The sequence below is a fragment of the Streptomyces zaehneri genome, assembly GCF_032248645.1.
Classification (GTDB): domain Bacteria; phylum Actinomycetota; class Actinomycetes; order Streptomycetales; family Streptomycetaceae; genus Streptomyces; species Streptomyces coriariae.
This window is the reverse complement of the sequence record NZ_JASTTJ010000017.1, coordinates 176,700-202,949: the sequence shown is the minus strand read 5'-3', so window position 1 is coordinate 202,949 and position 26,250 is coordinate 176,700. Positions and strand designations below refer to the sequence as shown.

General features: G+C 71.5%; 24 protein-coding genes, 2 tRNA genes and 1 pseudogene. 11 read left to right on the top strand and 16 right to left on the bottom strand.

Going from position 1 to position 26,250, the window contains the following annotated elements; all coding sequences use genetic code 11:
- The first annotated feature begins 275 nt into the window (after positions 1-275).
- A complete protein-coding gene (locus tag QQM72_RS26470) occupies positions 276-1,034 on the top strand; it encodes an IclR family transcriptional regulator (RefSeq protein ID WP_314223341.1) in 759 nt (252 codons plus the stop codon).
- Between the two features lie 111 nt (positions 1,035-1,145).
- A tRNA-Lys gene (locus QQM72_RS26465) sits at positions 1,146-1,219 on the top strand.
- On the opposite strand, the gene QQM72_RS26460 is transcribed toward QQM72_RS26465, so the two are convergent.
- The 5 genes from QQM72_RS26460 to QQM72_RS26440 all read right to left on the bottom strand — a co-directional run bounded on the left by QQM72_RS26460 (position 1,185) and on the right by QQM72_RS26440 (position 7,012).
- Positions 1,185-2,921, bottom strand: coding sequence for an AMP-binding protein (locus QQM72_RS26460; protein WP_314223340.1), 1,737 nt, complete (start codon positions 2,919-2,921; stop codon positions 1,185-1,187). The genes QQM72_RS26465 and QQM72_RS26460 overlap by 35 nt on opposite strands.
- Before the next feature lie 40 nt (positions 2,922-2,961).
- Complete coding sequence (locus QQM72_RS26455; protein WP_314223339.1) at positions 2,962-3,423, bottom strand: DUF3592 domain-containing protein; 462 nt, start codon at positions 3,421-3,423, stop codon at positions 2,962-2,964.
- Between the two features lie 89 nt (positions 3,424-3,512).
- Positions 3,513-4,118: a lytic polysaccharide monooxygenase auxiliary activity family 9 protein gene (locus QQM72_RS26450; protein ID WP_314223338.1), complete on the bottom strand. Its 606-nt coding sequence runs from the start codon at positions 4,116-4,118 to the stop codon at positions 3,513-3,515.
- Between the two features lie 172 nt (positions 4,119-4,290).
- Positions 4,291-5,400: an SPFH domain-containing protein gene (locus QQM72_RS26445; RefSeq protein WP_314223336.1), complete on the bottom strand. Its 1,110-nt coding sequence runs from the start codon at positions 5,398-5,400 to the stop codon at positions 4,291-4,293.
- A gap of 181 nt (positions 5,401-5,581) precedes the next feature.
- Positions 5,582-7,012 (bottom strand): peptidoglycan-binding protein, encoded by a 1,431-nt coding sequence (locus QQM72_RS26440; protein WP_314223335.1) that lies wholly within the window; start codon positions 7,010-7,012, stop codon positions 5,582-5,584.
- A 194-nt stretch (positions 7,013-7,206) separates the two neighbouring features.
- Between QQM72_RS26440 and QQM72_RS26435 the strand changes: the two genes are divergently transcribed.
- A tRNA-Lys gene (locus tag QQM72_RS26435) sits at positions 7,207-7,280 on the top strand.
- A gap of 319 nt (positions 7,281-7,599) precedes the next feature.
- On the opposite strand, the gene QQM72_RS26430 is transcribed toward QQM72_RS26435, so the two are convergent.
- The 5 genes from QQM72_RS26430 to QQM72_RS26410 form a co-directional block, all read right to left on the bottom strand.
- On the bottom strand, positions 7,600-8,259 hold the full coding sequence (locus QQM72_RS26430; RefSeq protein WP_314223334.1) for a class F sortase: 660 nt from the start codon (positions 8,257-8,259) through the stop codon (positions 7,600-7,602).
- Between the two features lie 2 nt (positions 8,260-8,261).
- Positions 8,262-8,891, bottom strand: a complete 630-nt coding sequence (locus QQM72_RS26425) for a hypothetical protein (protein ID WP_314223333.1) — start codon at positions 8,889-8,891, stop codon at positions 8,262-8,264.
- A 119-nt stretch (positions 8,892-9,010) separates the two neighbouring features.
- Complete coding sequence (locus QQM72_RS26420; protein WP_314223332.1) at positions 9,011-9,790, bottom strand: HAD-IIA family hydrolase; 780 nt, start codon at positions 9,788-9,790, stop codon at positions 9,011-9,013.
- Positions 9,791-9,956: 166 nt separating this feature from the next.
- Complete coding sequence (locus tag QQM72_RS26415) at positions 9,957-10,907, bottom strand: hypothetical protein (protein ID WP_314223331.1); 951 nt, start codon at positions 10,905-10,907, stop codon at positions 9,957-9,959.
- 101 nt (positions 10,908-11,008) lie between these two features.
- Positions 11,009-12,271: an ROK family transcriptional regulator gene (locus QQM72_RS26410; RefSeq protein ID WP_399078681.1), complete on the bottom strand. Its 1,263-nt coding sequence runs from the start codon at positions 12,269-12,271 to the stop codon at positions 11,009-11,011.
- Positions 12,272-12,327: 56 nt separating this feature from the next.
- On the opposite strand from QQM72_RS26410, the gene QQM72_RS26405 reads away from it, so the two are divergent.
- Both QQM72_RS26405 and QQM72_RS26400 read left to right on the top strand, forming a co-directional pair.
- Entirely contained in the window at positions 12,328-13,473 is a 1,146-nt protein-coding gene (locus tag QQM72_RS26405) for a Gfo/Idh/MocA family protein (RefSeq protein ID WP_314223330.1), read from the top strand.
- Between the two features lie 14 nt (positions 13,474-13,487).
- Positions 13,488-13,982: a heme-degrading domain-containing protein gene (locus QQM72_RS26400; RefSeq protein WP_399078678.1), complete on the top strand. Its 495-nt coding sequence runs from the start codon at positions 13,488-13,490 to the stop codon at positions 13,980-13,982.
- A gap of 143 nt (positions 13,983-14,125) precedes the next feature.
- Here the strand turns inward: QQM72_RS26400 and QQM72_RS26395 are convergent, their stop codons facing one another.
- From QQM72_RS26395 to QQM72_RS26385, 3 genes are all read right to left on the bottom strand, one after another.
- On the bottom strand, positions 14,126-14,983 hold the full coding sequence (locus tag QQM72_RS26395) for a fumarylacetoacetate hydrolase family protein (protein ID WP_314223328.1): 858 nt from the start codon (positions 14,981-14,983) through the stop codon (positions 14,126-14,128).
- A gap of 182 nt (positions 14,984-15,165) precedes the next feature.
- A complete protein-coding gene (locus tag QQM72_RS26390; RefSeq protein WP_314223327.1) occupies positions 15,166-15,867 on the bottom strand; it encodes a YidC/Oxa1 family membrane protein insertase in 702 nt (233 codons plus the stop codon).
- A 95-nt stretch (positions 15,868-15,962) separates the two neighbouring features.
- The gene (locus QQM72_RS26385; protein WP_314223326.1) at positions 15,963-16,274 is read right to left on the bottom strand and encodes a DUF6412 domain-containing protein; all 312 of its coding nucleotides are present in this window, start codon (positions 16,272-16,274) and stop codon (positions 15,963-15,965) included.
- Between the two features lie 525 nt (positions 16,275-16,799).
- Here QQM72_RS26385 and QQM72_RS26380 point away from each other — a divergent pair.
- Positions 16,800-17,591: pseudogene (locus tag QQM72_RS26380) on the top strand (DUF817 domain-containing protein); the annotation flags it as partial.
- A gap of 93 nt (positions 17,592-17,684) precedes the next feature.
- Here the strand turns inward: QQM72_RS26380 and QQM72_RS26375 are convergent.
- Positions 17,685-18,476 (bottom strand): class E sortase, encoded by a 792-nt coding sequence (locus tag QQM72_RS26375; protein ID WP_314223325.1) that lies wholly within the window; start codon positions 18,474-18,476, stop codon positions 17,685-17,687.
- A 329-nt stretch (positions 18,477-18,805) separates the two neighbouring features.
- Here QQM72_RS26375 and QQM72_RS26370 point away from each other — a divergent pair, with 329 nt between their 5' ends.
- The 5 genes from QQM72_RS26370 (at position 18,806) to QQM72_RS26350 (ending at position 24,331) form a co-directional block, all read left to right on the top strand.
- A complete protein-coding gene (locus QQM72_RS26370; protein WP_314223324.1) occupies positions 18,806-20,281 on the top strand; it encodes a glycoside hydrolase in 1,476 nt (491 codons plus the stop codon).
- A 76-nt stretch (positions 20,282-20,357) separates the two neighbouring features.
- Entirely contained in the window at positions 20,358-21,386 is a 1,029-nt protein-coding gene (locus QQM72_RS26365) for an SEC-C domain-containing protein (RefSeq protein WP_314223323.1), read from the top strand.
- A gap of 184 nt (positions 21,387-21,570) precedes the next feature.
- A complete protein-coding gene (locus tag QQM72_RS26360) occupies positions 21,571-21,972 on the top strand; it encodes a very short patch repair endonuclease (RefSeq protein WP_314223357.1) in 402 nt (133 codons plus the stop codon).
- Entirely contained in the window at positions 21,969-22,979 is a 1,011-nt protein-coding gene (locus tag QQM72_RS26355; RefSeq protein ID WP_314223322.1) for a DNA cytosine methyltransferase, read from the top strand. Before QQM72_RS26360 ends, QQM72_RS26355 begins: the two co-directional genes overlap by 4 nt.
- Entirely contained in the window at positions 22,976-24,331 is a 1,356-nt protein-coding gene (locus QQM72_RS26350) for a DNA cytosine methyltransferase (protein ID WP_314223321.1), read from the top strand. Before QQM72_RS26355 ends, QQM72_RS26350 begins: the two co-directional genes overlap by 4 nt.
- 45 nt (positions 24,332-24,376) lie before the next feature.
- On the opposite strand, the gene QQM72_RS26345 is transcribed toward QQM72_RS26350, so the two are convergent.
- Both QQM72_RS26345 and QQM72_RS26340 read right to left on the bottom strand, forming a co-directional pair.
- A complete protein-coding gene (locus QQM72_RS26345; RefSeq protein WP_314223320.1) occupies positions 24,377-25,255 on the bottom strand; it encodes a DUF6339 family protein in 879 nt (292 codons plus the stop codon).
- Positions 25,252-26,247, bottom strand: a complete 996-nt coding sequence (locus QQM72_RS26340; protein WP_314223319.1) for a hypothetical protein — start codon at positions 26,245-26,247, stop codon at positions 25,252-25,254. Before QQM72_RS26340 ends, QQM72_RS26345 begins: the two co-directional genes overlap by 4 nt.
- Positions 26,248-26,250 lie beyond the last annotated feature (3 nt).

Below are 26,250 nucleotides of genomic sequence, written 5' to 3'. Positions count from 1 at the left end.
GGCCGAGACGGAGCCGCAGGAACCGCGGTCGGGGGGGGCCCCCCCCCGGGGGGCCCCCGCCCCCTCCCTTCACGGGCCATCCGAATCGCCTGGCGCGCATGAGCCCTCGCCCGGACCTCAGGCATGCTGCTGGCATATGCCATAGGGGCAACCCCCTTGTTGTGAGGGGGTAATCCCCTCAACCCCCTCCCCACGAGCCGGTTGCCGGATATCGTGGAGGGTGATTCCCTGCCAGGATCAGGGATCACGGCCATGAGGCGACCAGGGGGGAAACCGTGGCGCTGAAGCACGAGCCGACCGTGCCGTACCACTCGGCCCAGGAAGCGTTGCGCGTCCTGGAGACGGTGGCGGGGCACTCCACCGGTGTCACCGACGCCGAACTCGTCCGTCAGAGCGGACTCACCCCGGAGCGGCTGACCGCGCTCCTGCGCATGCTGCGCCGCGAGGGCTACGTCGAGCAGATCGCCGACGGAGCGTACGTCACGGGCGACGCCCTGACCCGCCTGAGCTCCGCCCACCATCGCGAGCAGGCCCTGCGCGACCAGCTCCAGCACACGCTCGACCGGCTCCGTGACTCCGTCGGCGCCGCCGTCTACATCAGCCGGTACGTCGACGGCGAGGTCACGATCACCCAGTACGCCGACGGCCCCGCCACGCCGTCCGTCAACGAGTGGGTCGACTTCCGCTCCTCCGCGCACGCCACCGCGCTCGGCAAGAGCCTGCTGGGCCAGCTCGACCACAACGGCCGGCGCGACCACCTCTCCCGGCACAAGATGGCCCGGCTCACCTCGCGCACCATCACCAGCGACAAGCTGCTGCTCTCCCGCCTGGAGGCCCAGCCGCCCACCGTCCCGACGCTCGACCTCCAGGAGTACGCGATCGGCACGGTCTGCGCGGCCGTCCCGATCACCGCCGGCTCCATGGCGGGCTGCCTCGCCCTCTCCCTGCCCGTCGAGCACGCCCACCGGCTCCGCCAGGCCGCCGAGACCCTGAACAGGAACGCGGCACCCGTACTGCTGTCGCTCGCGATCTGACGCCCGTCCGACGGGTGGCCCGGCGGGGGCTCGGCATGGTCCGGAGCACCCCCGCGGACCGGGTAGTATTTTCTCCGTCGTCAGCCGCCGAAGGCGGAGGACGGGAGTCATGCGCCGCTAGCTCAGTTGGTTAGAGCAGCTGACTCTTAATCAGCGGGTCCGGGGTTCGAGTCCCTGGCGGCGCACCGAAGAAGGGCCCCTCGTGGACACGAGGGGCCCTTCGGCGTTTCCCCCGGTCCCCCCGGCCCCCATGCTGTCGACGTCCGCGGTCGTCAGCGGTCGGTACGTCGCCTGGCCCGGCGGCCGCCACCACACCGGATCGGCGCACCCGATCCCCTCCCGCCGCAGCAGCGCCCGGTGGATCTTGTTCGTGGCCGTGACGGGCATCCGCTCGAGGACCCGTACGAACCGGGGCGCCATCTTCGTCCCCAGATCGGGCTGGGCGAGCAGGAACTCGGCGAAACCGAGCGGATCGAAGGACCCTGCCAACGCCGCCATCACCTGGTCCCCGGTCACCGGATCCGGCACCGCGTAGACGGCCACCGCGGCCGCCCCCTCGTACCGGGCGAGGATGGTCTCGATCATCGCGGCGGCCAGGTTCTCGCTGTCGACGCGGAGCCGGTCGTCGGTGCGGCCCGCGAAGTAGAGGAAGCCTTCGCGGTCGCGGTAGAAGAGGTCGCCGGTCCAGTACTCCCCGTCGCCCCGGCGCCGCTCCGCCTCGGCCGCCGGGTTGCGCCAGTAGCCCTCGAAGGGGTTGGCGCCCCGGTTGACCAGCTCGCCGATCGCCTCTTCGCCGTTCAGCAGCCGGCCGGCCGGATCGAGAACGGCCGGCGGACACTCGGCGCGCGTCTCCCGGTCGAGGACGACGAGACCGGGCGCCGCCCGCCCGACCGCCCCCGCCGGAGTCCCCGGCGACCACTGCACGGCCGCCCCGCCCTCCGAGGAGCCGTACCCCTCCACCAGCCGCACCCCGAACCGCCGCTCGAAGGCGGCCGCGTCCACCGCCCCCGCCTCGGTGCCGAAGCCGAGCCGCAGGCCGTGTTCCCGGTCGTCCGGGCGCGGCTCGGTGGCCAGGACGTACTGGATCGCCCGGCCCACATAGGTGAAGTACGTCGCCCGGTAGCGCCGTACGTCCGCCAGGAACCCGGACGCCGAGAACCGCCGCCGCAGCGCCACCCCGGCCCCGGCCGCCAGCGCGGGCGCCCAGTCGGCGATCACCGCGTTGCCGTGGAACATCGGCATGCAGACGTAGTGCACGTCGTCCCGCCGCACGGAGAACTGTCCGGCCAGCGAGCGCCCCGCGGCGGCCAGCCTGCCCTGGGTGCAGATCGCGGCCTTGGGCGCGCCGGTCGAGCCGGAGGTGAAGTAGAGGAGGAGCCGGTCGGCGGGGCCGGCCCGGGAGGGGTCGGGGCGGGCGTCCGCGTACGGGGCGAGCAGGTCGTCGTACTCCGGGGTGCCGGTGATCAGCGGGCGGACCCCGGGCAGGTCGAGGCCCCGCAGGAGGGGGAGGTGGGTGTGCTCGGTGATCAGCAGCGCGCACTCGGTGTGCAGGATGTCCCGGGCCAGTTCGGGGCCCCGCCGGGTGGGGTTGATCCCGGCGACGGCCGCGCCGGCGAGGGCGGCGGCCGACAGCCAGAGCGGGAACTCCGGGGTGTTGTCCAGCAGGACCCCGACATGGGGCGGACCGCCCGACGGCAGCAGGTCGGCCAGCAGCGCCGCACGGGCGGCGGCGCCGGCGGCGACCTGGTGGTGGGTGAGAACGGCGCTCCCGGCGTCCTCGGGGTTACCGATGTTCTCGGGGTGACCGATGTTCCCGGTGTTCTGGCACCACAGCCCGGGACGGTGGTCGCCCCACCGGGCCGCTACGAGTTCGGCGACGGACTCCATGGCGGCGCACGGTAGTTGACGTACCGTCAGATGTGGAGTGCTACGGCACGAAGTCGTCGGCCTCGGCGAACATCCAGTGGGCGGTGATCATGAAGAACACGCAGAAGGCGATGGCCACGCCGAGGAAGAGCAGCAGACAGCCCGACTCGGCGAGGAGCCTGCCGTGGGCGGGCGCCTTGGCCGTTGCCTCCTCGGGGTGGCCGGCCGCGTAGTGGACGGTGACGATGTCGCCCTCGATGGTCGTCCCCGGGCCGTTCGCCTCCTCGAAGCGGACGGCCCGGCCCTCGCGGGTGGTGAACTCGTAGACGTGGTGCAGGGTCGTGCTGACCATGGTGTCGCCGCCGCCGCTGGTCGTCGTGTACGACCGCAGACAGCGCGCCTGCGCGGTCGAACCGCCGTTCCAGGCCCGGGCGACCCGCCGGGAGCGGCGGACCAGCCCGAACACGCCGAACAGCAGGCCGGCGATCATGATCGACGGCACGAGGTAGAAAAAGGCTTCCATGAGCTCCCCCGAGGTCCAGGCGCCGGCCTGGTCGTGCCGGCGTGCAGGGAACGTACCCGCGCGCGGACCCGGGGGAGCTCAAGCCATGCTCAGAACGTGACGTCGGAGCAGGCGTAGAACGCGTTGGTCGTGTCGGCGACCGTCCACACCGCGACGATCACGTGACGTCCGCTGAGCCCGGACGGCAGCGTGCCGCTGTGCGAGAGGGTGGACGGGGGCCGCTGACCGCCGTAGGGCACGGTCAGGAACGGGGTGAGGTCGAGGTCGGAGCGGGCCAGGCTGTGGTTCTGGTTCCAGCCCTGCTTGGTGACGTAGTACTTGAAGTCACTCGTGGCGTGCATGGCGGTGAACTGCCACCGGAAGGTGTAGCTCTGACCGCCGGTCACCTTGGTGGTGGGCCACGCCCCGCCCGACGGGGTCTTCGGGCTGTCGAGCTGGGCGAAGCGGGTGTTGTTGGCGGAGCAGATCCTTCCGTCGGCCGCACCGGACGCCGGGAAGCCCTTCGGGCCCTCGACGCTCTGCGGCTCCCACTGGATGTCACCGCAGTTGGGGACGGAGCCGTTCTGGCAGAGCTTCTGCCGGCTGATGGGGAGGTCGGTGTAGCCGTGGCCGCTCGCACCCCCGGCGGTGAGCACGAAGGCTCCCGCCGTGGTGAGTCCGAGCGCGGCGGCGTACCACTTGGTCTTTTTGCGCATGCTGCCGCTCCTGGAGAACGTGGGGAGTTCGGTGAGGAGTTCAGTGAGCTCATGCGTGCAGGTCTAGACCAAGTTCGAGATTATTGCCGTTTCTTGGCTGTGTCCATATCAAAGACGCGCCCGGCCCCGTCACGGCCGCCCCCGTGACGAACGCCCGCGTCAAGGCCGCCCGTCACGGCCCCTGTTCCCCGCGCCCCGAGCAGAAGGCGACGGTCAGGTCCTTCACCAGCGCCTTGCGTTCGTAGTCGTCGAGTTCCACGAGTCCGCGCATGGTCAGCCGGGTCACCGTGTCCTCCACCGAGTCCACGACCGAGGTCAGCACGCTCGCCCGGTGCTGGGCGTCGAGCGCGGCGATCCGGCGGCGGTGCATCGCGGCGGAGACCTCGGGGGCGTACTCGATCCGCAGCGGCCGCACCGAGAACACCTCCAGTCCGATCGCGCCCGCGTCCTGCGCCACCCGCCGGGTCAGCACCTCCCCCGCCGCCTCCACCGAACCGCGTCCCGCGCCCGGCGTCTCCACCGGGATCCGGGCCAGGGCCGCCTCGACGCACTCGCGCAGATACGTCTCGTGGTCCTCCACGCCGAGCGTGGCCCGCGCGGTGTCCCGCACCCGCCACACCACGAGCGTCACCACCCGCAGCGCGACCCCGCTGCCGTCGGCGGCGGGCAACGGCTCGCTGCGCCAGTGCCGCAGACGTACGTCCACCCGGCGGCGCAGCAGCAGCGGGTTGACCCACAGCAGGCCGGTGCGCCGCACGGTCCCCCGGTAGCGGCCGAACAGACCGAGCACCCAGGCCCGTCCGGTCCGCCCGCGGGCCAGACCGCCGAAGCCGAACAGCCCCAGGGCGCCCGCCCCCGCGTAGGCCGCCCACTGCGCCGGACCGAGCCCGGCGCCCGCGAACTCCGGCAGCCGCAGCGCCTGCGCCGCGTGCGGCGGCAGCACCCCGGCCCACCAGGAGGCGGCCACGCAGCCGGCCGCCCCGCACATGCCGGCGAACACGCCCGCCGCGCCGGGCAGCACCCGGGCCGGCCGTTCCACCAGGTCCGGGTCGACCTGCGCCACCGGACGGGGCTTGGCCGGCGTCGGCCGGCGCAGCCGCGGCTGCTCGCCCGTGCCCGCCCTACTGCCCACCACGGCCGCGCCGAGCGGCACGGGCCGCGGCTCGGGCTCGTCCCGGAACAGCAGATGGACGGGGATCTCGGTGGTCACCTCGTTCTGGATGAGCCGAGTGGGTCTGGACGGTCCCTCGGACTCGGGTGTCTGTGAAGTGGTCGTGTTCATTGCGTGCCTCCAGCCTCCGCGCCAGATACGCCATGACAGTGAAAGGGGGTCAGGGTCAGGGTCAGGGTCAGGGTCAGGGTCAGGGGTCAGGGGTCAGGGGTCAGGGGGTCAGAGAGGGGATCAAGAAGGTGGGCGGGCCCCGGCAGGTGCCGAGCGGGTTTCGTGCGGCTGCCTCACCGGTCTACGAGAAGAGCCGCCGCCAGGTCTCCGGGCCCGGGTAGCCGTCCGCCGCGCCGCCCCGCCAGCCCTGCGCGCGCTGGAAGGCCTCGACCCCTCGCCGGTCCGCCTCGCCCCAGCGCGGTCCGGGCCCCGTCGTGTAGTGCCTGCCGAACCCCTTCTTCACCAGCTGCCTCCCCAGCCGGGTGACGTACGCGTTCTGGGCGCCGGGCCGGAACATGCCCCGGCCGGGATACGCGGGGACGCGCGGCGCCGAGGGTGCGGCGGGCGCGCCGGCCACCCCGGTCGCGGGATACCCGCCGATCGCGCCGCCGGAGCCGGAGCCCTGGCCGGTGCCGGTCGGGAGCTGTCCGGGGTCGATGTCCCTGCCCCGGCCGGAGATCAGCAGGGCCCAGGTGCTCGGGCCGGGGATGCCGTCGGCGTCGGCGCCGCGCCAGCCCTGGGCCTGCTGGAAGGCCACGGTGGCCCAGCCGTCGGACGCCGACCACCTCGGGCCCGGACCCGAAGCGTAGAAGCGTGCTCCGCCGCGCTCGACGAGGAGCCGGCCGAGCTGGGTGACGTACGGGTTGTCCGCCCCGGGGCCGAAGGCCGCCCGCCCCGGGAACGACGTCGTCGTCGCGGTGACCCCGGCGCCCGGCCCGCTCCCGCCGTCGGCGCTCGCGCCGACCTGTGCCCCGGCGCCGGGAGTGACCGCCGTGAGGCCCTTGTAGCGGTAGGGCACGTAGCGGTCGGAATTGCTCCAGTAGGCGTAGGGAGTGGTCTGCCGGCGCGTGTTCGGACGGGTCTGCTCGTAGACGAGGTAGTAGCTGTGCGTGTAGTCCGTCCAGCCGCCGAAAATGACGACGTGCGAGCCTTTCTCGGGGTCGGACGGATTGTGGAACAGCAGAATGTCGCCGGGCTGGAGCTCCTCCTTGGTAATCCGTGTCCCGTACTGGTGGAGACTGCCCGTCCACTCGTTCCCGGTCAGGTTCCAGGCCTTGGACACGAAGCCGGAGCAGTCCTGCCGGTAACCGTCGTACCAGTAGCTGCTCATGCTGTACGGCACCTCTGCCGAAACCCATTCCTTGGCCCGTCTGATGATGTCCGCCCGGGTCGTCGGGGGCGATTTCACCGGCCCCGCCAGTCCTCCCGGCCGGGCCGACTGCCCGGCCGGACCGTGCAGCGGCGCCTTGCCGCCCTGCGGGGTCTCGGGCTCGTCACCTGCGGGTACGCCGGGCCGATCGGAAGTCTGCGGGGCCGCGAAGGCGGGGACCGCATGGGCGGCGCCGAGCGCCGCGGCCGCCGCCGCCGTGGCGACGACCACGACCCGATGGGCGGCCGGGTGACCGCCGAACCGGGCGGGCGGGGAATTCGCCCCGACCCGCCGCCGGGATACGCATCCGGGGCAATCGCAGTCGCTCTCGGGATCGAATTCCTCGAATACCGGAGAGCCCATGCGATTCCCCTCACACCCCAGCTGGAAATGTCCGCGACTGTGCACGTTCGCCAGTTTCTCAACTGTCTTCCCGACGCGCATGCTGACGGTCCGAATGATGTACGCGGCACCCGCCCGGCCCAGTGCCGCGGCGGACCGGCGGCCGGGTGGTCCGGGGCACCCCCGGGGGTCCTGTAGAGTTGTCCCGTCAGCAGGCGCCGCTAGCTCAGTTGGTTAGAGCAGCTGACTCTTAATCAGCGGGTCCGGGGTTCGAGTCCCTGGCGGCGCACAGACACCGAAGGCCCTTCGCGAAAGCGAGGGGCCTTCGTTCGTATGCCTCCACACGGCGGCATGTCGCATTTGCGTGCGAATAACGAAATGCGCCCGTCCGTCCCGGAACTCCCCTTGCCCGGACCCGGCGCAGGACCCGCAACTCCCGCGAGAGTGCCGGAAAGCGGTCGTCACCGCCGCCCGCGGGGTAGATGAACCCCACAGCCTCCCGCGCCGGTCGCCGGGCTACTCCCGCAGCCCGGGCGCGCGCGGTCGAGGACCGGCCCGGTCGGCGGTTTCGGGGGAGCGGGCCGTCGACCGGGCCGGGTGACGTCGGATCAGACGCCCGTGCCCGTCAGATACGCCGACACGATCACGTTCGCCGTGTAGCTGCGGCTCACCCGGTCGAAGGTGCCGCCGCAGGTGATCAGCCGCAGTTCGGCGCGGTCCGGCTGCCGGGGGCCGTAGGCCTGACGGGCGTCGAAGCGGTCGCGCCGGACCACCTCGACGTCGTCGACGGTGAACTCGGCGACCTTCCCGTCGTCGCGGACCACCCGTACCGTCTCGCCGGCCTTGAGCGTGCTGAGCTTGTAGAAGACCGCGGGCCTGGTCTCGGTGTCGACGTGCCCGACCAGCAGGGCCGTGCCCCGGGCGCCGGGTTTCGCCCCGGCGGCGTACCACCCGACGACGCCCGCCTGGTCGAAGGGCGGCGGGTCGATGCCCCCCTCGGTGTCCAGCCCGCGGGCGACGACCGGGGCCTGCACGCCCAGGTCGGGGATGTCGATGCGTTGCGGCAGCGCCTGCCCCAACGGCTTCGCTGCGGGCGGGAGTTCGGCATCCGGCGGGCGGCCCACCGCGGCCATGTCACCGGTGGCCGGGGCGGATATGCCGTGCCGTACGTCGGTCACCTCGCGCCCCCACAGCCACAGCCCGAGCAGCAGCACCGCCCAGGCCAGACCGGTGAGGAGGCGGCCGGAAGAGCGTTCGCGGTCGGACATGCTCAATCCGTCCTGCGTCTGCGGTGCACCCCGCGCAGGACGACGGCGGCCGCGGCGACACCGGCGAGCACCAGCCCGACGACCGCCTGCGCGGTACCGGGACCATGGACCTTCGCCGGTGCCCCGCCGGCGGCGGCGAGCGGGGCGAGGGCGGCGGTACCGCCGCCGCCGGCGTGCACCGGGGCGACGGGAGAGGCGGGCGTGGACGGCCCGTACGGCTCCGCCGACTCGAAGCCCGACGACACCGACGGCTCCGTCGCCTCCGAGGAATCGGCGGACGACGCGGCGACGACCTTGACATGGCCCTTCACCTTGAAGTCGACGCAGGTGATCCGTACGTCGTAGGTGCCGGTCCCGATCGAGGAGCGGACCCGGGTGTCGCCGACGAGCGTGCCGCCCGAGCCGGCGAGTTGCGCGACCGCCACGAAGGCGGCCGAGGCCGCGGTGGCGGTTCTGCCGCCGCAGCCGCTGACCTTCAGGGTGACCTCGGCGCCGGGTGCGGGCGTGGACGGTGTGATCGAGACGCTGCCGCCTCCGTCCCCGCTGCCTTCGCCCGAGGCGTACGCCGTCGGGATGAGCACCGCGGCGACGGCCGCGACACCCGCACAGAGAGTGATTTTCAGTGAACCCATCGTGAACCTCCAGCTATATGGAGACTCCCCCGCCGGGACCCGGCGCGCATCCCCGGGCGGGGTATCACTGCTCCGTACGAGTGGCTCACACCGTGTCACGGGTTTCGGAGCCGCGCGTTTCAGATCCGGTCGACGAGATCCGCGATCGAGTCCACGACCTTCGACGGGCGGTACGGGAAGTTCTCGACCTGCTCGGGCCGGGTCAGTCCGGTGAGCACCAGGAAGGTCTGCATGCCGGCCTCCATGCCCGCGAGGACGTCGGTGTCCATGCGGTCGCCGATCATCGCGCTGTTCTCGGAGTGGGCGCCGATGGTGTTCAGACCGGTGCGCATCATCAGCGGGTTCGGCTTGCCCGCGAAGTACGGGTGCTTGCCGGTCGCCTTGGTGATCAGCGCGGCCACGGCTCCGGTGGCCGGGAGCGCGCCCTCGGCGGAGGGGCCGGTCTCGTCCGGGTTGGTGCAGATGAAACGGGCGCCGTCGTTGATGAGCCGGACGGCCTTCGTCATCGCCTCGAACGAGTAGGTGCGGGTCTCGCCGAGGACGACGTAGTCGGGTTCGTGGTCGGTGAGGATGTAGCCGATGTCGTGCAGCGCGGTGGTCAGGCCGGCCTCGCCGATGACGTACGCCGTGCCCTCGGGCCGCTGGTCGTCCAGGAACTGGGCGGTGGCCAGCGCGGAGGTCCAGATGTTCTCGATCGGCACGTCCAGGCCCATGCGTCGCAGCCGGGCGTGCAGGTCGCGCGGGGTGTAGATCGAGTTGTTGGTCAGGACCAGGAACGGCTTGCCCGACTCGCGGAGCTTCTTCAGGAAGGCGTCGGCGCCGGGGATCGGCACGCCCTCGTGGATGAGCACACCGTCCATGTCGGTGAGCCACGACTCGATGGGCTTGCGGTCTGCCATGTGCGGGATCTCCCTGCCGTACGCGAACGCGAGTACACGGTGGCCGCGCCTGTACGCGGTACTGCGCCGGCACGCGGTCGCCGCGTGCGCCCCAGCCTAAGCACAGGCCCGATCTTGAGGGAATGGCCGGTGGCGAGACGTCCACCGGCTGGGATGCGGCCGGGCTTCAACGGCGCCGTCGGGCCAGTCGGCGGGCCAGCAGCAGGGTCGCCCCGGCGGCGAGGAGACAGGCGGTGGCGCCGGCGAGAACGGCGGGTGAGCCGAGGCCGGTGCGGGCGAGTTCCTCGGCCTCGTCGGCGAGGGAGAGCCGGCCGGTGTCCGCGGCGGAGGCGTCCGGGGCGGGAGTGGCGGAGGAGGTCACGGTGGGAGTGGCGGAGGAGGTCACGGTGGGGGCGGCGGAGGGGGCGTGAGTCGGATCGGGATCGGGGGTGGGTGCGGCCGGGTCGAGGCCGGGGGCGGTGTCGGGGTCGGCGTCGGGGTCGGCGTCGGTGTCGGGAGCGGTGCCTGCCTTGACGGCGAAGCGGTAGTCGTTCGACTGTCCGATCCAGTCGCCGTCGTCACCGTGCCGCTGGACGACCGCCGCGTTGGCGGTGACGTCGTTGGGCGCGGTGTCCGAGGTGAGGGCGAGGCGCAGCTTGACGGTGAGGGTCCGGCCGGGTCCCACGGTGAAACCGGGAAAACCGTCGCCGCCGTCGGACTGTCCCTCGGCCTGTCCCCCGGTCTCTCCGGCGGTGGGGCCGGCGGTGGGACCCTCGGTGAAGGCTCCGACCAGTTCGTCCTCGTCGGTGGATTCGAAGCGGACCGGGTGCGGTTGTCCGTCGGCGTAGAACTCCAGGCGCGCCTGGGACGGCTTCAGCGCGCGTCCGGCGTCGACCAGGACGACGACCGGATGGATCCCGTCGCAGGTGAGGCGGGTGGTGTTGGTGAGGTCGAGATACCAGATGCCGTAACCACCCCCGGCCCGGTAGGAATCCGGGCCCCCGTGCAGCCGGGTGGTGAGGGGGAAGTCCGCGCCGTCGGGACCGGCGCAACTCGGGCCGGCCACCGCCTGGGCGGGCGCGGGGAGGAGGGCGGCGGCCACGGCGAGGCAGACGGAGACAGGCGGGCACAGTCGCATGAACACGTGAGCCTGCACGGGGGAACCCGCCCAGCGGCAACGGCACACCGTACGACCGTACGAATGCCCTCGTTCGGCGGAGGCGGCACCGGTCGGTCCGCTCAGCCGTCCGGCCGTCCGAACACCGGACCCAGCAGCAGCTGTGCCGCGCCCTCCGCGACGGCGCGGGCCCCGCCGGGGGCGAGACGTACCGGCACGGCGCCCTCCCGCGATCCCTCGCGGCGCGCATGGGCCTCGAGGACGACGGCGACCCCCCGGACGAAGGGCTCCGGTGCGGCCATGATGGTGCGCCCGCCCAGCAGGACGGCGTCGATGTCGAGCAGGGCGGCCAGGTTCGCGGCACCCTCGCCGAGCACCCGCGCCGCCTCGGCCACGTCCCCCCGGCGCATGGCAGCCAGGCACAGCGCCTCGACGCAGCCCCGGTTGCCGCAGGAGCAGAGCGGCCCGTCCAGCTGGATGACCTGGTGCCCGAACTCCCCCGCGCCGGTGCGGGCACCCCGGTGCACGACGTCGCCGATCACCAGACCGGCGCCGAGGCCCGTCCCGAGGTACAGGCAGGCGAAGGAGCCGCGTTCGCCGCCGACGGCGAGGCCGAGCGCGGCGGCGTTGGTGTCCTTGTCGACGACGACCGGCACGCCGAGCCGGGCCGCCAGCGCGTCCCGCAACGGGAAACCGTCCCACTCGGGAAAGCCCGTGACCCGGTGCAGCACCCCGCGCGTATGGTCGAGCGGGCCCGGGAGCGCCACCCCGACGCCGAGCGGAGCCGAGACGGCGCCGCTCCCGAGGGCCTCCGACAGAACCTCCGTCACCTCGCCGAGCAGCGCGTCCAGGACCGCCTCCGCCCCCGCACCCAGGGACAGCGGGGCACGCCGCTCGCCCACCACGCGTCCGTCGAGGTCGACCAGCACCACCCTCAGTTCGTCCCGGTCGAGGTGGACGCCGACCGCGTGACCGGCCTCGGGGACCAGCCGCAGGACCGTGCGCGGCTTGCCGCCGGTGGACGCGCGACGGCCGGCGTCCGTCGCCAGTCCCTCCTCCCGCAGCCGGGCGGTGATCTTGCTGACCGCCTGTGGGGTGAGACCGGCGCGTTCGGCGAGCTCCAGCCGGCTGATGCCCTCGGGCCCGGCTGCGCGCAGCAGGTCGAGCACGAGCGCGGCGTTGTGGCTGCGCAGGGCCAGCAGGTTCACGCCCGCGGCCCGGCGCGTCACGGCATCCGCCGGCCGCTCCGGCGCGCGGCCGGTTTCCGGACCCGGCTCGTGGTCCGGCGGGAGTCCCCATGCGGACCCCGCGCCGGACCCCGTCGCGGACCCCGCCCCGGACTCCGGCGGGCGGTCCGTGTCGCCTCCGTCGTTCGTCGTCTTCACCCTGCCATTGTCCCTCGCGCTTGCTCTTTGGCAACAGCGTTGCCAAAGTGGTCCGCATGACTGGACGCACGACTGACGACACCGGCTCCGAAACAGGCCTCGACACCGGCACCGGATCCGGCACCCACCCGGCCGTCGCCCCGCTCCGCGTGGGCCTGATCGGCTACGGCCTCGCGGGCTCCGTGTTCCACGCCCCGCTGATCGCCGCGACCGAGGGCCTCGCCCTCGACACGGTGGTCACCTCGAACCCCGAGCGGCGGGAGCAGGCCCGCGCCGAGTTCCCGGACGTACGCGTCACCGCCACCCCCGACGAGCTCCTCGGCCGGGCCGACGAGCTCGACCTGGTCGTCATCGCGTCCCCGAACAAGACGCACGTCCCGCTCGCGACCGCCGCGCTGAAGGCCGGGCTGCCGGTCGTCGTCGACAAGCCCGTCGCCGGCACCGCCGCCGAGGCGCGCGAGCTGGCCGCCCTCGCCGAGGAGCGCGGCCTGCTGCTCTCCGTCTTCCAGAACCGCCGCTGGGACAACGACTTCCTGACCCTGCGCAAGCTGCTCGCCGAGGGCGAACTGGGCGACGTATGGCGCTTCGAGTCCCGCTTCGAGCGGTGGCGGCCGCTGCCGAAGGGCGGCTGGCGGGAGTCCGGCGACCCCGCAGAGATCGGAGGTCTCCTCTACGACCTCGGCAGTCACCTCGTCGATCAGGCGCTGGTGCTGTTCGGCCCGGTGGTCTCCGTCTACGCCGAGGCGGACGTCCGCAGGCCCGGCGCGGAGACCGACGACGACACCTTCATCGCGCTGACGCACGCGAGCGGCGTCCGCTCCCACCTCCACGCCTCGGCGACGACGTCCCAGCTCGGCCCGCGTTTCCGGGCGCTGGGCTCGAAGGCGGGCTATGTGAAGTACGGCCTGGATCCGCAGGAGGCGGCCCTGCGGGAGGGCGAGCGGCCGGACGGCACCCCCGGCTGGGGCACCGAGCCGGCCGAGCTGTGGGGCCGCGTCGGCGCCGGGGAGTCCCCGCTGACCGGCGGCGGACGACCCGAACAGACCCTCCCCGGTGACTACCCGGCCTACTACGCTGCGGTGGCCAGGGCACTGATCGACGGCGGACCCAATCCGGTGACCGCCGCCGAGGCGGCCGCCGCCCTGGACGTACTGGAGGCGGCCCGCCGTTCGGCACGAGACAAGGTGGCGGTGACGCTGTGATGGGAACCCACCAGATGACCCCGAAGTTCACCCCGGAGATCACCCCGACCCTGGAGGAGCTCCAGGCCCAGGAACGCCGGCTGATCTTCCGCCAGTTCACGAACGACGACGCGTGGGAGCTCGGCTCACTGCTGGTGGAGCTGGCCCGCGAGCGCCAGGCGCCGGTCGCCGTCGACATCCACCGGGCCGGCCAGCAGCTCTTCCATGCCGCCCTGCCCGGTTCGGCGCCAGACAACGACGCCTGGATCGCCCGCAAGCGCCGGGTGGTGGAACGCTTCGGCGCCTCCTCCTACCTGGTGGGCTCCCGCTTCCGCGCCAAGGGCACGACGTTCGAGGAGTCCTCCCGCCTCGACCCCGACGAGTACGCGGCGCACGGGGGCTCCTTCCCCGTCAACGTGGAGGGCGTGGGCATCATCGGCGCGGTGACGGTGTCGGGCCTGCCCCAGTTGGAGGACCACCGGTTCGTGGTCGAGGTGCTGGAACAGTTCCTGGAGAAGTACCTGGGCTGAACCGCGCCCGAAGGGGCGCGGGGAACTGCGCCCGAAGGGGCGCGGGGAACTGCGCCCGAAGGGGCGCGGGGAACTGCGCGACCAGCCACGGACCGGCCCGCAGCCGACACCCGACCCCAGTCCCCCGCCCCCCAGCGGAGCGCTTACGCGTCCTTGAACTCCTGGCGCTGGCGTCCGAGCCCGGCGATCTCCAGTTCCACCACGTCCCCGGCCCGCAGGTACGGCTTGGGCTCCGGCTGCCCCAGGGCGACCCCGGCGGGCGTCCCGGTGTTGATGACGTCCCCCGGGTACAGCGTCATGAACTGGCTGACGTACCGAACGACCTCCCCCACCGGGAAGATCTGCTCACCCGTGGTCCCGTCCTGCTTCAACTCCCCGTTGACCCAGAGCCTCAGGGAGAGGTCCTGGGGGTCGGCGACCTCGTCGGCAGTCACCAGCCACGGGCCCAGCGGATTGAACGTCTCGCAGTTCTTCCCCTTGTCCCAGGTGCCGCCCCGCTCGATCTGGAACTCCCGCTCCGACACGTCGTGCGCGACGGCGTATCCCGCGACATGCGCGAGGCCGTCCCGCGCCGACTCCAGGTAGCGGGCCGTGCGCCCGATGACGACCGCCAGCTCCACCTCCCAGTCGGTCTTGAGCGACCGGCGCGGCACGAGGACGGTGTCGTAGGGCCCCACGACCGTGTCCGCCGCCTTGAAGAACACGACGGGCTCGGCGGGCGGCTCGGCCTCGATCTCCCGGGCGTGGTCGTGGTAGTTCAGCCCGATGCACACGATCTTGCCGATCCGGGCCAGCGGCGGCCCGATCCGCAGCCCGGTCGCGTCCAGCACCGGCAGCTCCCCGGACTCGGCTGCCTCCCGGACCCGACCGAGCGCCTCGTCGTCGGCGAGCAGCGCCCCGTCGATGTCCGGGACAACCCCGGAGAGGTCCCGCAGGACCCCCTCGGGGTCGAGCAGCGCGGGTCGCTCCGTTCCCGCCGTACCGACTCGCAGCAGCTTCATGGTCACTATCTCCCTCGATCGCGGGGCACCCGTCCGATGGGTGCAGCCATCGGAGGACTGGTCGATCCTCCAAGCTCGCGATCAGGTCCGCAAGCCCCCGTTCACGGACTGGACCGTCACCCGCTCGGGAGCCTCACCTGCTCGGAACCGTCATCCGTTCAAGCCCCACCTGCCCGGGACCCTCACCGGTACAGGACCGCCCGTTCGAGCGCGCTCCACGTCGTGCTCGTGATGACGTACAGCGCGGCGGCCAGCGGTACGACGGCCACGGTGACCAGCGTGAAGAAGGACAGGAACGGCATGACCTTGGCGATCGTGCCGACCCCGGGCAGCTCCTCACCACCGCCGACCTGGGGCAGCGGTACCCGCTTCGCCCGGACGAAGTTGAAGGAGGCGACGGCCGCGACGACGGCGAACAGCCCGAGGTAGACCAGTCCGGCCGCGCCGAACACCCCACCCCCGGCCAGCGCGTCCGCCCAGCGGTCGCCGAGGGGCGCGGCGAACAGCCGATGACCGAGCAGACCGTTGTCCTCGCCGCCGATCGAGGAGCTGGAGAAGAGGTGGTAGAGCAGGAAGAAGGCCGGTATCTGGCAGAGGCTGGGCAGCAGTCCGGACAGCGGCGACACCTTCTCCTCGGCGTGCAGTTCCAGCACCGCCCGCTGGAGCCGCTCGGGGTTCTTGGCATGCTTCCTGCGCAGTTCGGCGATCCTCGGCTGCAACGCCGTACGCGCCTTCTGGCCGCGGGCGGCCGCGCGGGACAAGGGGTGCACGAGGAGTCGTACGAGTGCGGTGAACAGGACGATCGCGGCGGCCGCGGCGGTGGCGCCGAACAGGGGGTCGAGCAGGTCGGCGAGCCGCTCGACCAGGCTGGCGAAAACGGACATGAGTGGGGAGCCCTCCGGGGGTCTCGTCGTGCCGGGAGACGGGATGACGGCATGACGACCCGCGCGGGTCACCCACGTGACGGTGGAGAGCGGCCCTACGCGACGGTCGTCGGGAGGGCGTGGCCGGGCGCCCTGGGGCGGCGGCGGCCGGAGGCGTCGGGGTCGCGTTGCGGCAGGAAGGCCGTACGGCGGGCCCGTTCCCTGATGGCCGTACGCACCCGGGTGGGCGGGACGGCGGGTGCGCTGCGCGCGGCGACGAGGGTGCAGACGGCCAGGGCCGAGCCGGCCGCGGCGGTCGCGGCGAGCGCGACGGCGGCGGAGAGGCTGCCGGCGTCGAGGAGCACGACGTCGAGGAAGAGGAGGAACAGGACGAGGGCGGGACGCGGGACGAACCGACTACGGATCACTCTCTCCCCCTCTCTCCCTGTCGCTCGCCAACGCTATCCGGCTGTCGCCGACTGTCACCGGCGCTCGTCGGCTGTCACCGGCGCTCTTCGGCTCCGGTCCCTGTTCGTTTGTCTGATGTCGGTTATACCTGACCGGCCTGCCGACCGTGCGCCAGCCGGCCTCCGACCTGGGTCTGGCACCGGGAACGGTGGCCCGCGCCTACCGCGAACCACCGGGAACGGTGGCCCGCGCCTACCGCGAACCGGAGGCCGCCGAGCTGATCCGCACCCGCCGGGCCGCGGGCACCCGGGTGACGGCGCCCCCGTCCGAACCCGCCCGCCCAGACCCGGACCAACTCGCCACTCTCGCAAGTGACTTCACCTTCTCCGCCCGCGCCCTCGGCGCGGACACCGAGGCCGTCCTGACCGCCGTCCGAGAGGCTCTGGAGGAAGGGTCGCAGGCGGAGGCGGCAGCGAAGGCCGCGATGCCGCGGGCGGAGCCCCGCGACGCACCGCGCAACCGCCGCCCCCGCCGGAGCGCTCTACATGACCATGCGCAGAACGACCACGCACGGAGTGACGACGGACGCGACGACCACGCACGGAGTGACGGCGGACGCCACGACCACGCACGGAGTGACGGCGGACGCGACGACCGCGCACGGGATCAGGCAGCGTGCGGAAACGTTCGCTCTGCAGTTGGTGCGCTTCGGCCGGCTCCAGGCTCGCTGCTGCGCCTTCGCGGTCGCGCTGCTCGGCGGCATGGCCGTCTCGACACTGCTCCCGTCCCTGCCGGTGACCCGCTACGACCTGCTGCTCGCCTACGGTGTGCTGCTGACCGCCGTCGGTTTCCTGCTCGGCTGGGAGACCCGGCGGGAGGTCGCGGTCATCGCCGCCTGTCATGTGCTGGGGCTCGCCTTCGAGATGGTCAAGGTGCGGGTGGGGTCGTGGAGTTATCCCGAGCCGGGACTGACCAAGGTCGCCGGGGTGCCGCTGTACGGAGGCTTCATGTACGCGGCCGTCGGCAGCTACGTCTGCCGGGCCCGGCGACTGCTCGACCTGGCCGTCACCGGCTACCGCGCCCGCGCCACCGCCGCGCTGGCCGTGTTGCTCTACCTCAACTTCCTGACACATCACTGGCTGCCTGACCTGCGTCTGCCCCTCGGCGCCCTGCTGCTGGCCGCGACCACGGGGACCTGGGTGCACTACACGGTCGTCGAGCGCCGGCACCGGATGCCCCTCGCGCTGGGCTTCACGCTGATCGGCTTCTTCCTCTGGCTGGCGGAGAACATCGCCACGTACCTCGGGGCCTGGCGATATCCGTACCAGCTCCACGGCTGGGAACCCGTGTCCGTGTCCAAGTGGGTCTCCTGGGCCCTGCTGATCAGCGTCACCTTCGTCATCTGCGGAACCGGGCGGCACGACGGCGGCCTAGACCCGGGGCAGGGTCGCGACGAGCCGGCCCCAGACGACCAGGCGGTACCGGGAGGTGTACTCGGGCGTGCAGGTGGTGAGGGTGAGGTAGCGGCCGGGGGCGTCGTAACCGTAGGCGGGCTCGATGAGGGAACGGGGGACGGGCCGGATGACGCCCGAGTCACGGGGTGAGGTCTGCGGCAGGATCTTGTCCACGAGGTAGGTGTAGGTCGCGTTCCGGGTCGCCACCTCCACCTCGTCGCCCTTCCTGAGGCGGTTGAGATACCGGAAGGGCTCGCCGTGGGTGTTGCGGTGCCCGGCGACCGCGAAGTTGCCGTCCTGGCCAGGCTGTCCGGTGCCGGCGTAGTGGCCGACGTACCCCTTGTTGAGCACGTTCTGCTTGCTGGTGCCCTCGGCGACGGGGACGCGGAGACCGAGCCGCGGGATGCGGAGCACGGCGTAGGCCTGGGAGGAGCGCGGGCCGGCGGACGACGACCCCTGCCCTCCCCGGCCGCCTTGACCACCCTGCCCCGTGCCGCCGTCGGACCGCGCGGGCGCCTCCCCGGACGCGCCACCGGCCCCGGAGGCCGTGCCACCCGCGGAGCCCTCGGCACCGCTCGCGCCGGCCCCCCACTCCCGCTCCAGCGCCTCCACCCTCCGCTCGGCGCCGTCCTTGGCCTCCCGGTTGGTCCACCACAGCTGATGCGCGACGAGGAGCAGCACCAACACCCCTGCCGTCACGAGGAGTTCGGCGCCGCTCCAGAGCACCCGCCGGTACCGGGCACGCCGCCGCCGGGTGCTGTGCTGCACGAGGGGAATCCGTCGGTCGAGAAGGTTCCGCCGTACGAGGGGAATCCGCACGCGGGCACCATAAGGGGAGGGGGACAAGGTCTCCAGACCCGTACATACACGGCCCCTTCCCACCCCGCCCGTTCGTCCCCTCGAACCCCTTCCCAGCCCTTTCTCCACAGGTTTGAGAAAGGGCTGTCATAACTCTCGACAACACCACGGACCGCACCCGATGCTTCGTGACGCACTGAGCCTCCAGTGCGCTCACGCACCCGATCGCCGCCCGGCAGGGACAACCGGGATTCGATCGGAACGAGCCGACTGCTCCACGTGATCGAAGCGGAGAAGTGATGATCCGACGCAGGACACTGCTGGCGGCCACGGGCGGCGCGCTCTTCGGGAGCGCCCTCGCGACGGGCACCGCCCACGCCGACGCCACGATTTCCGTCAACCCGTCCACGACGTACGGAACCTGGGAGGGCTGGGGCACCTCCCTCGCCTGGTGGGCGAACGTCTTCGGCGCCCGGGACGACTTCGCCGACATCTTCTTCACGACCAAGTCGGTGTCCTACAACGGCAAGACCCTCCCCGGCCTCGGACTCAACATCGCCCGCTACAACCTCGGCGCGTGCAGCTGGAACACGGTCAGCGGCTCGAGCATGGTGGCCTCCGCCAACATCCCCGCGTTCAAGCAGATCGAGGGCTACTGGCAGGACTGGAACAACGAGGACCCCACGTCCTCGGCCTGGGACTGGACGGCGGACGCGGCCCAGCGCGCGATGCTCCAGAAGGCGGTGTCGCGCGGCGCGACGACCGAACTCTTCGCCAACTCCCCCATGTGGTGGATGTGCTCGAACCACAACCCCTCAGGCGCCTCGGGCGGCGGCAACAACCTCCAGACCTGGAACTACCGCCAGCACGCCTCCCACCTGGCGGCGGTCGCGCTGTACGCGAAGTCGAACTGGGGCGTGAACTTCGCGACGGTCGACCCCTTCAACGAGCCGTCGTCGTCCTGGTGGACCGCGACCGGCACGCAGGAGGGCTGCCACATGGACGCGACCGTCCAGTCGGCCGTACTGCCCTACATGCGCAGCGAGTTGGACAAGCGCGGCCTGACCGCGACGAAGATCTCGGCGTCGGACGAGACGAGCTACGACCTCGCCCGCACCACGTGGAACTCCTTCTCGTCCACGACGAAGGGGTACGTGAACCGGGTCAACGTGCACGGCTACCAGGGCTCGGGCGGCCGCCGCGACCTGCTCTACACCGACGTGGTGACCACCGCCGGCAAAGCGTTGTGGAACTCGGAAACGGGCGACAACGACGGCACCGGCCTGTCGATGGCGAGCAACCTGCTCTACGACTTCCGCTGGCTGCACCCGACGGCCTGGGTCTACTGGCAGGTCATGGACCCGTCGACGAACTGGGCGATGATCGCGTACGACGCGAGCACCCTGGCGGCGGGCGCGGTCACCACGAAGTACTACGTGATGGCCCAGTTCAGCCGGCACATCCGCCCCGGCATGACGATCCTCGACACGGGCGTGAGCTACGCGGCGGCGGCGATCGACAAGGCGGCGAAGCGGCTGGTGATCGTGGCCGCGAACACCTCCGCCTCGGCCCAGACCCTGACCTTCGACCTCTCCCGCTTCACGACGGTGACGGGCGGCTCGTCGGGCCTGGTCCCCCGCTGGAACACCGTGACGAGCGGCTCGGGCGACCTCTACACGGCCCGCTCGGACACCTACCTGAGCGGCAAGACGATCAGCGTGCCGTTCGCGGCGGGCGCGGTGCAGACGCTCCAGGTGGACGGGGTGACGATCTAGGGAGCGCGAGCCGGGGGTCGGCCCCTGGCCTGCACCTATCTCCTTTTTGTCAGCGGCGGGCAGTACGGTGTCGTGCATGCGCCCCGACACGCCTGCCGAGAACGTCGACCACACCGCCGAAGCGGCACGCCTGGAGCGGACCGCCGGTCTGTATCCCGAGGACGCGGAAGCCCTGCTGCTGCAGGCCGCGGCCCACCTGGAACTGGCCGGCGACCGCCCCGCCGCGACGACCTTGTACGACCGTCTCCTGTCCTCCGCGGAGGGTCCGGAGCACCTGGACGCCCCCTACCTGGTCCGCGCCCTGAAGGCCGCCAACCTGTGGGAGTACGGCCACGAGGCCGAGGCCCGAGCCATCATCGACGGCATCCGGGCCGCGGCCCCCCGCGACCCGGCCCCCTGGGTGATCGTCGCGGAGTCGCTGGAAGCCCACGACGAGCTGGAGGCGGCGCAGAAGACGTTCACGGAGGGGGCGACCCTGCTCCTGGCGGACGTGCCGGAACCCCCGCACGCCGCCCACCCGCTGCTCTTCGGCCGCCACCGGGTACGCCGGATGCTGGGCGCGGCCCACGACGAGTGGGACCTGCTGGCGGACACCCTCCACTCGCTGCCCGTCTCCCTGGACGAGCTCCACGACCCCAAGCGCGTCTGGTCCCTGGGCTCGGACAACCCGGCGGAACTGGAAGCGGAGATCTCCCGCCTCCGCGCGGAGCTGGGCGCGTACCGGGAGGAACTGTCCCGCCCGTTCCCGGTCGCCGTCCTCCACTGGCCGGCGAGCGAACTGGCGGAACTGGTCGCCGCGTACCCGACCCTGGCGCAGGAGTACCCGTCACACGAGGAGCACCTGGCGGGCATAGAGGCGTCCCTCACCGAACTGGCCGCCTCGGGCACGGCCAACCTCGGCATCGTCACCGGCACCGTCCCGTCCTACGAGGCCTTCGCAGCCTCGGAAGGCACCTCCCCGTCCGACACGGACCTGCTCCCGCAGTACGCGACGACACTGGCGGCGCGAGGACGAGCTGTGGCGTGGCCGCCGGAGCGGGGGGCTGGGTGCTGGTGCGGGTCGGGTAGGCAGTACCAGGGGTGCCACGGGGCATCGAGGGTTTGAGGGCTCGATCCCGGAGCCGTGGCGCTCCTTGGACTCTCAGCCTCCAGTACACGCACACGCACACGCGACGAACTGGTGCAGGGATTCCTCGCACAAGGCGATCATCGACCGTGACCACATGCATTCGTGAGGCATGACGACAGTGAACCGCTTGACGCCCTCCTCTCCCGGCGTCTCGGCCCGCATGAGCAAGCAGGCGAGCAAGGACACCGGTGTCGAGCTGGCCGTACGACGACTCCTGCACGCAACCGGCATGCGCTACCGCGTGGAGTACCCCGTCCCCGGCATGCCACGACGACGGATCGACGTGGCATTCCCCCGGGCGAAGGTGGCGGTCCTCATCGACGGCTGTTTCTGGCACGGCTGTCCGCAGCACGCCACCCACCCCAAGTCCAACGCGGAGTGGTGGCGGACCAAGCTGGAACGCAACATGGCACGGGACCGGGAGACGACCGAGCACCTGACGGCGGAAGGCTGGACGGTGCTGCGATTCTGGGAGCACGAGGCTCCCGAGGAAGTGGTCGTACGCGTAGTGGCGACCGTGGAGCGGCGTCGGACGGAAGCGACTCGGGGGAGACGAGTATGAGCGGACTGACCTTCGTCGACGTATGTTCCGGAGCGGGAGGACTCGCCCTGGGACTGGAGCAGGCGGGATTCGAGCCGCGCCTGCTGCTGGACGAGGACGATCTCGCCGTCGACACTCTGCGGACAAACCGACCGCATTGGAACGTACTTCACACCGACCTGATGGACTTCGACCCGGCGGAGCATCCCGAGAGCCTCGACGTGGATCTCCTCTCGGCCGGCCTGCCTCGGGTGAAATCGAGTGCGACTGCCGGACGCGCGGATTCGGGAGTCGAGGAGCGCTTGCTGACGGCCACGGTCTGTCTCGTCCATGCGATCAGGCCTCGCGCGGTGCTCATCGAGAACGTGCCCGGACTCGCGCACTCGGACGCCTACCAGCAGTTTCGCGATTTTGCGCGAGCGGAACTGACGCACCTGGGTTACGAGTTCAGTTGGTTCGTCGTGAACGCGGTCGACTTCGGTGTGCCCCAGAACCGCAAGCAGGGCGTCCTCGTCGCCATCGAGCAGGAGTGGGCCGCGGCGTTCCGGCCACCGGCACCGACTGTGCTGCGGCCCGCGACGGTCGGTGCCGTTCTGGGACCGACCATGGCCTCACGCGGTTGGCACGACGCCGCCCGCTGGGCCGCCCAGGCCGATCGACCGGCTCCGACGCTGGTCGGTGGATCGAAGAACCGGGGCGGTGCGGATCTGGGACCGACTGGAGCCAAACAGACCTGGGCAGCCATGGGTGTCAACGGTCACACCGTGGGTGACAAGGTGCCCGATGCGGACTTCGTATGGGACCCCGAGCTCGGCAGGGACCACATGGTGAAGATCACCGTCGAGCAGGCCGCGCTGTTGCAGGGCTTTCCCGGCACGTGGGACATCGCCGGGCGCAAGACCGCCCGATACCGCCAGGTCGGGCACGCGACACCACCGCCGGTGGGAGAGGTACTGGGGCGGGCTGTGGCCGCAGCGCTGATTCTGGATCCAGCAGTCCCCGCCGCCGGCTACACTTCCGCCACATGACCAGCAAGGCGTCCCACAAGCCCATCCTCGACCAGCCTCAAATCCTCGATCTCTTCGCAGGTCCCGGAGGGCTGGACGTCGCCGGTCACTCACTCGACATCCCGAGTCTCGGTATCGAGTGGGACAAAAGCGCGTGCCTGACCCGTTACGCCGCCGGCCTGGACACCCTTCACGCCGATGTCAGTGCGGTGCGCAGGGGTGCCTTCGAGTCGCTGCCGCCGGAGATCAACGTGCTCGCCGGCGGCCCTCCGTGTCAGACCTACTCGGTGGCCGGGCACGGTGCCGGACGCCAAGCCCTTGACAAGGTCAAGGGGTACATCGAGCGACTGATGGCCGGCGAGTCCGATCAGAAGATCGACGAGGAACTGGCGGCGCTCCCCGATCCACGCACCGCACTGGTCCTCGAACCGCTTCGATACGCGATTCAGGCGACCCGGAGCGCGAACCGGGAGAACCGACCGTACGACGTCATCGTTCTGGAGCAAGTCCCCGCAGTTGCCCCGCTGTGGGAGCACTACGCCAAGGTGCTCGCCGGGACAGGGCTCCCTGACGGGACCACATACAAGGTGGTCGTCGGCGTTCTCGACACCGAGACCTATGGGGTGCCGCAGACACGATCCCGCGCGGTACTGATCGCTCGGCGCGAAGGGCTCGGGCAACCCTCGCTCCCGGCTGCGACCCACCGTTCCTACGAAGCGAAAGAATGGAACCGGAGGAACAGGAGCGGCGCATCCGATCAGGGCGCCGACCAGATCCGTCAGCCGCTCCTCGACGAGGACATCCCGACAGGGGGCGACGAGGTACTGCGGCCCTGGATGTCCATGCGTGATGCTCTCGCGAGCCCGGTGGGCTCGCACCCGGGGCGTGAGAGGCCCTTCCTGGTCCGCTCGAACTACGGCAGCTCCGGGAACCCGGGAAGGCGTGGAGTGCGGACCGACGAGCAGCCCGCCACCACCGTCACCGGTCGCATCTCCAGGTTCGTGGTTTTCGAACACCTCGACGAGAACATCGTCTTCGAAGGCCCGCGCTTCAGCATGAACGAAGCGGGGATGCTGCAGAGCTTCCCGCCGGACTATCCGTGGTCCGGTACAGCTCAGGCCCAGCAGGTGGGCAACGCCGTACCGCCACTTTTCGGCGCGCATCTGCTGAGCGCTGCTCTCGGACTCTCGAAGCCGGCCACGGAGACGCTGAGGAAGCCTTGGCAGCCGGCGACGGAGGAGCAGCGGGCCAAGCTGCGCAGCAATGGTTGTGGGACCGCCGACAACTGCACCGACAGGTGCCCGCGGGCCAAGGACCAAGTGCCGCCACCGTCTTCCGTGCGCCCACGCAAGAAAAGGGCGTCGGCAGAGTAGGTCGAGCACATGGCCGGAGACCCGCGGCAGCCCAGACGGCACGGGTCAGTCTCCGTTCCTCCGCCCCCGGACCGGCGCGGTCTCGAACAGTTCCGCGAAGTAGCCGGTGAGCGCGGCCACGGATTCCTCCGGGACGGGGTCCTCGTCGGGCCCGCTCGGGAGTTCGTACCGCTCGACCGGTGGCGCTGATTCCGCTTCCGCGATCCAGTCCCGCAGACGGGCGGGGTCGCGGGGCTGGTCCGGCGCGAGGATGTCGTAGATCAGGGTCGCTCCAGCCGCGTTGATCGCGACGCTGAGGCCGTTGACTTCTCGCCCGCTTGAGACCCGGCCGCTCTTCAGGAGACGGACCAAGGCCTGGGCGGTGGGACGGTGGTCGACCAGCCCACTCCGGAGGACGGTGTGGATGAGGTCCTGATTTCCACAGGCAACCTCGACCGGCCCGTAGTCCGGCCCGTTCCGGAAGAGTTCGGCCGCCCACCACAGACGGCAGAAGCACTGCCGGTCCGCGGGACCACGGAAGCGCTCCGCGGCGATACGCCTCTCCGGCCTGTTCGCCGTCGGCTCCGACAAGTGCCGCCAGGCGACGTAGTCGGGGGCCACCGCCAAGGCCAGATGGTTCCACAGACGCTTGTCCGCCGCTTCGCGCCGCGTCAGGCGCAGCGTGGCATGGAGCCTCGGCGCGAGCCATGCGTCGGCTCGGGTACGGTCCGCCCGGAACTCGAACATGGCGTCTTCCACGAGGCTCCGGATCGGCTCGACCCACCACCTGGCGTCGTCCTCGGGGAGCGGCTCCACGACCTTGGCGAGATCGATGCCGCCATGAACCTGTTCGCCTTTGAGCAACTCCTCGGTGAGGAAGGGATCGACGGCCGAGGTGGCAAGCAGCCCGAGGCGTCCCGGTACGTGGTTCGGTTGGGTGATCACGTGTCACTCTCGCGATTCGTCTGTTCCAGACTGCGGATGGCATAGGCGAGCGCCTTGGTGGCGTCGGCGCGGCGGACCGCCGCGTAGTGGATCCGCGTCTGAAGCTCCACCCAGCCCGAGTCACCGGTGCGCCGCCGATGGACTTGTCGGAGTGCCTCCTCCACATGGACGCCGGGAACGACGTCCGGGAGCATCTCCCGCAGCACCTCGCCCTGCCAGTCCGTCGGGAAGACCGGGCCGCCGCCGGGTTCCACCTCCAGATCACCGATGGCACCGTGGAACACCGCGGTCCAGACGTCGGTGGCCATCTGCGCGACCAAAAGGTCACGCACCTTGCTCTCCACTCCCGATCCGTTGCTGTCCAACAGGCCGATGACACCCTCGACATCGGTGTTCACGAACACGGTGGGGACTCTGGCCGAGGCGTCCACGATCCAGGGCGCGTCGGCGTAGGCATGGAGCCACTCCCGAGAGCTTTTCTTGAACGATGCTGTCTGTACGTCCAGTTGGAGTCCCCGGACCGGCTCGTCGGAGACCGTGTCGATGATCCAGCTCCGGTCGGTCTCGGCGATCGACCGTCCTCGCACTCCCTCCACGGTCCCTACGGCATACACGGCGAGGGATGCTCGCCCCAGGTGGTCGTCGCGAAGCACTTCCACGGAGCCCGACCAGTCTCTGCCGTCCTGCGCGTCACGCGTGAGCTCGGTGGAGGTGTGGACATTGGTCTCGCCGTCCGTCAGCACGGCGAGGACACACAGATCGGACCAGGCGGCGTCCGGCGCGTTCGCGCCGGGCGGCAGCGTCGCAGAGACCCCGACCGTGGCGCTGACCCAATCGGTGTGGCCCGCGATGCCGAGCGCGACGGCCTGCTGCTGAGTCGAGTACGCCGTGGTCTCCAGCTGGTCACGGGTGCCGTCGGAGAGCTTGAGGGCGACCGAGGTCACTCTGAGGGAGACCGGCCGGTTGAGCCGCTTGTACGGGTAGATCTTCACGCG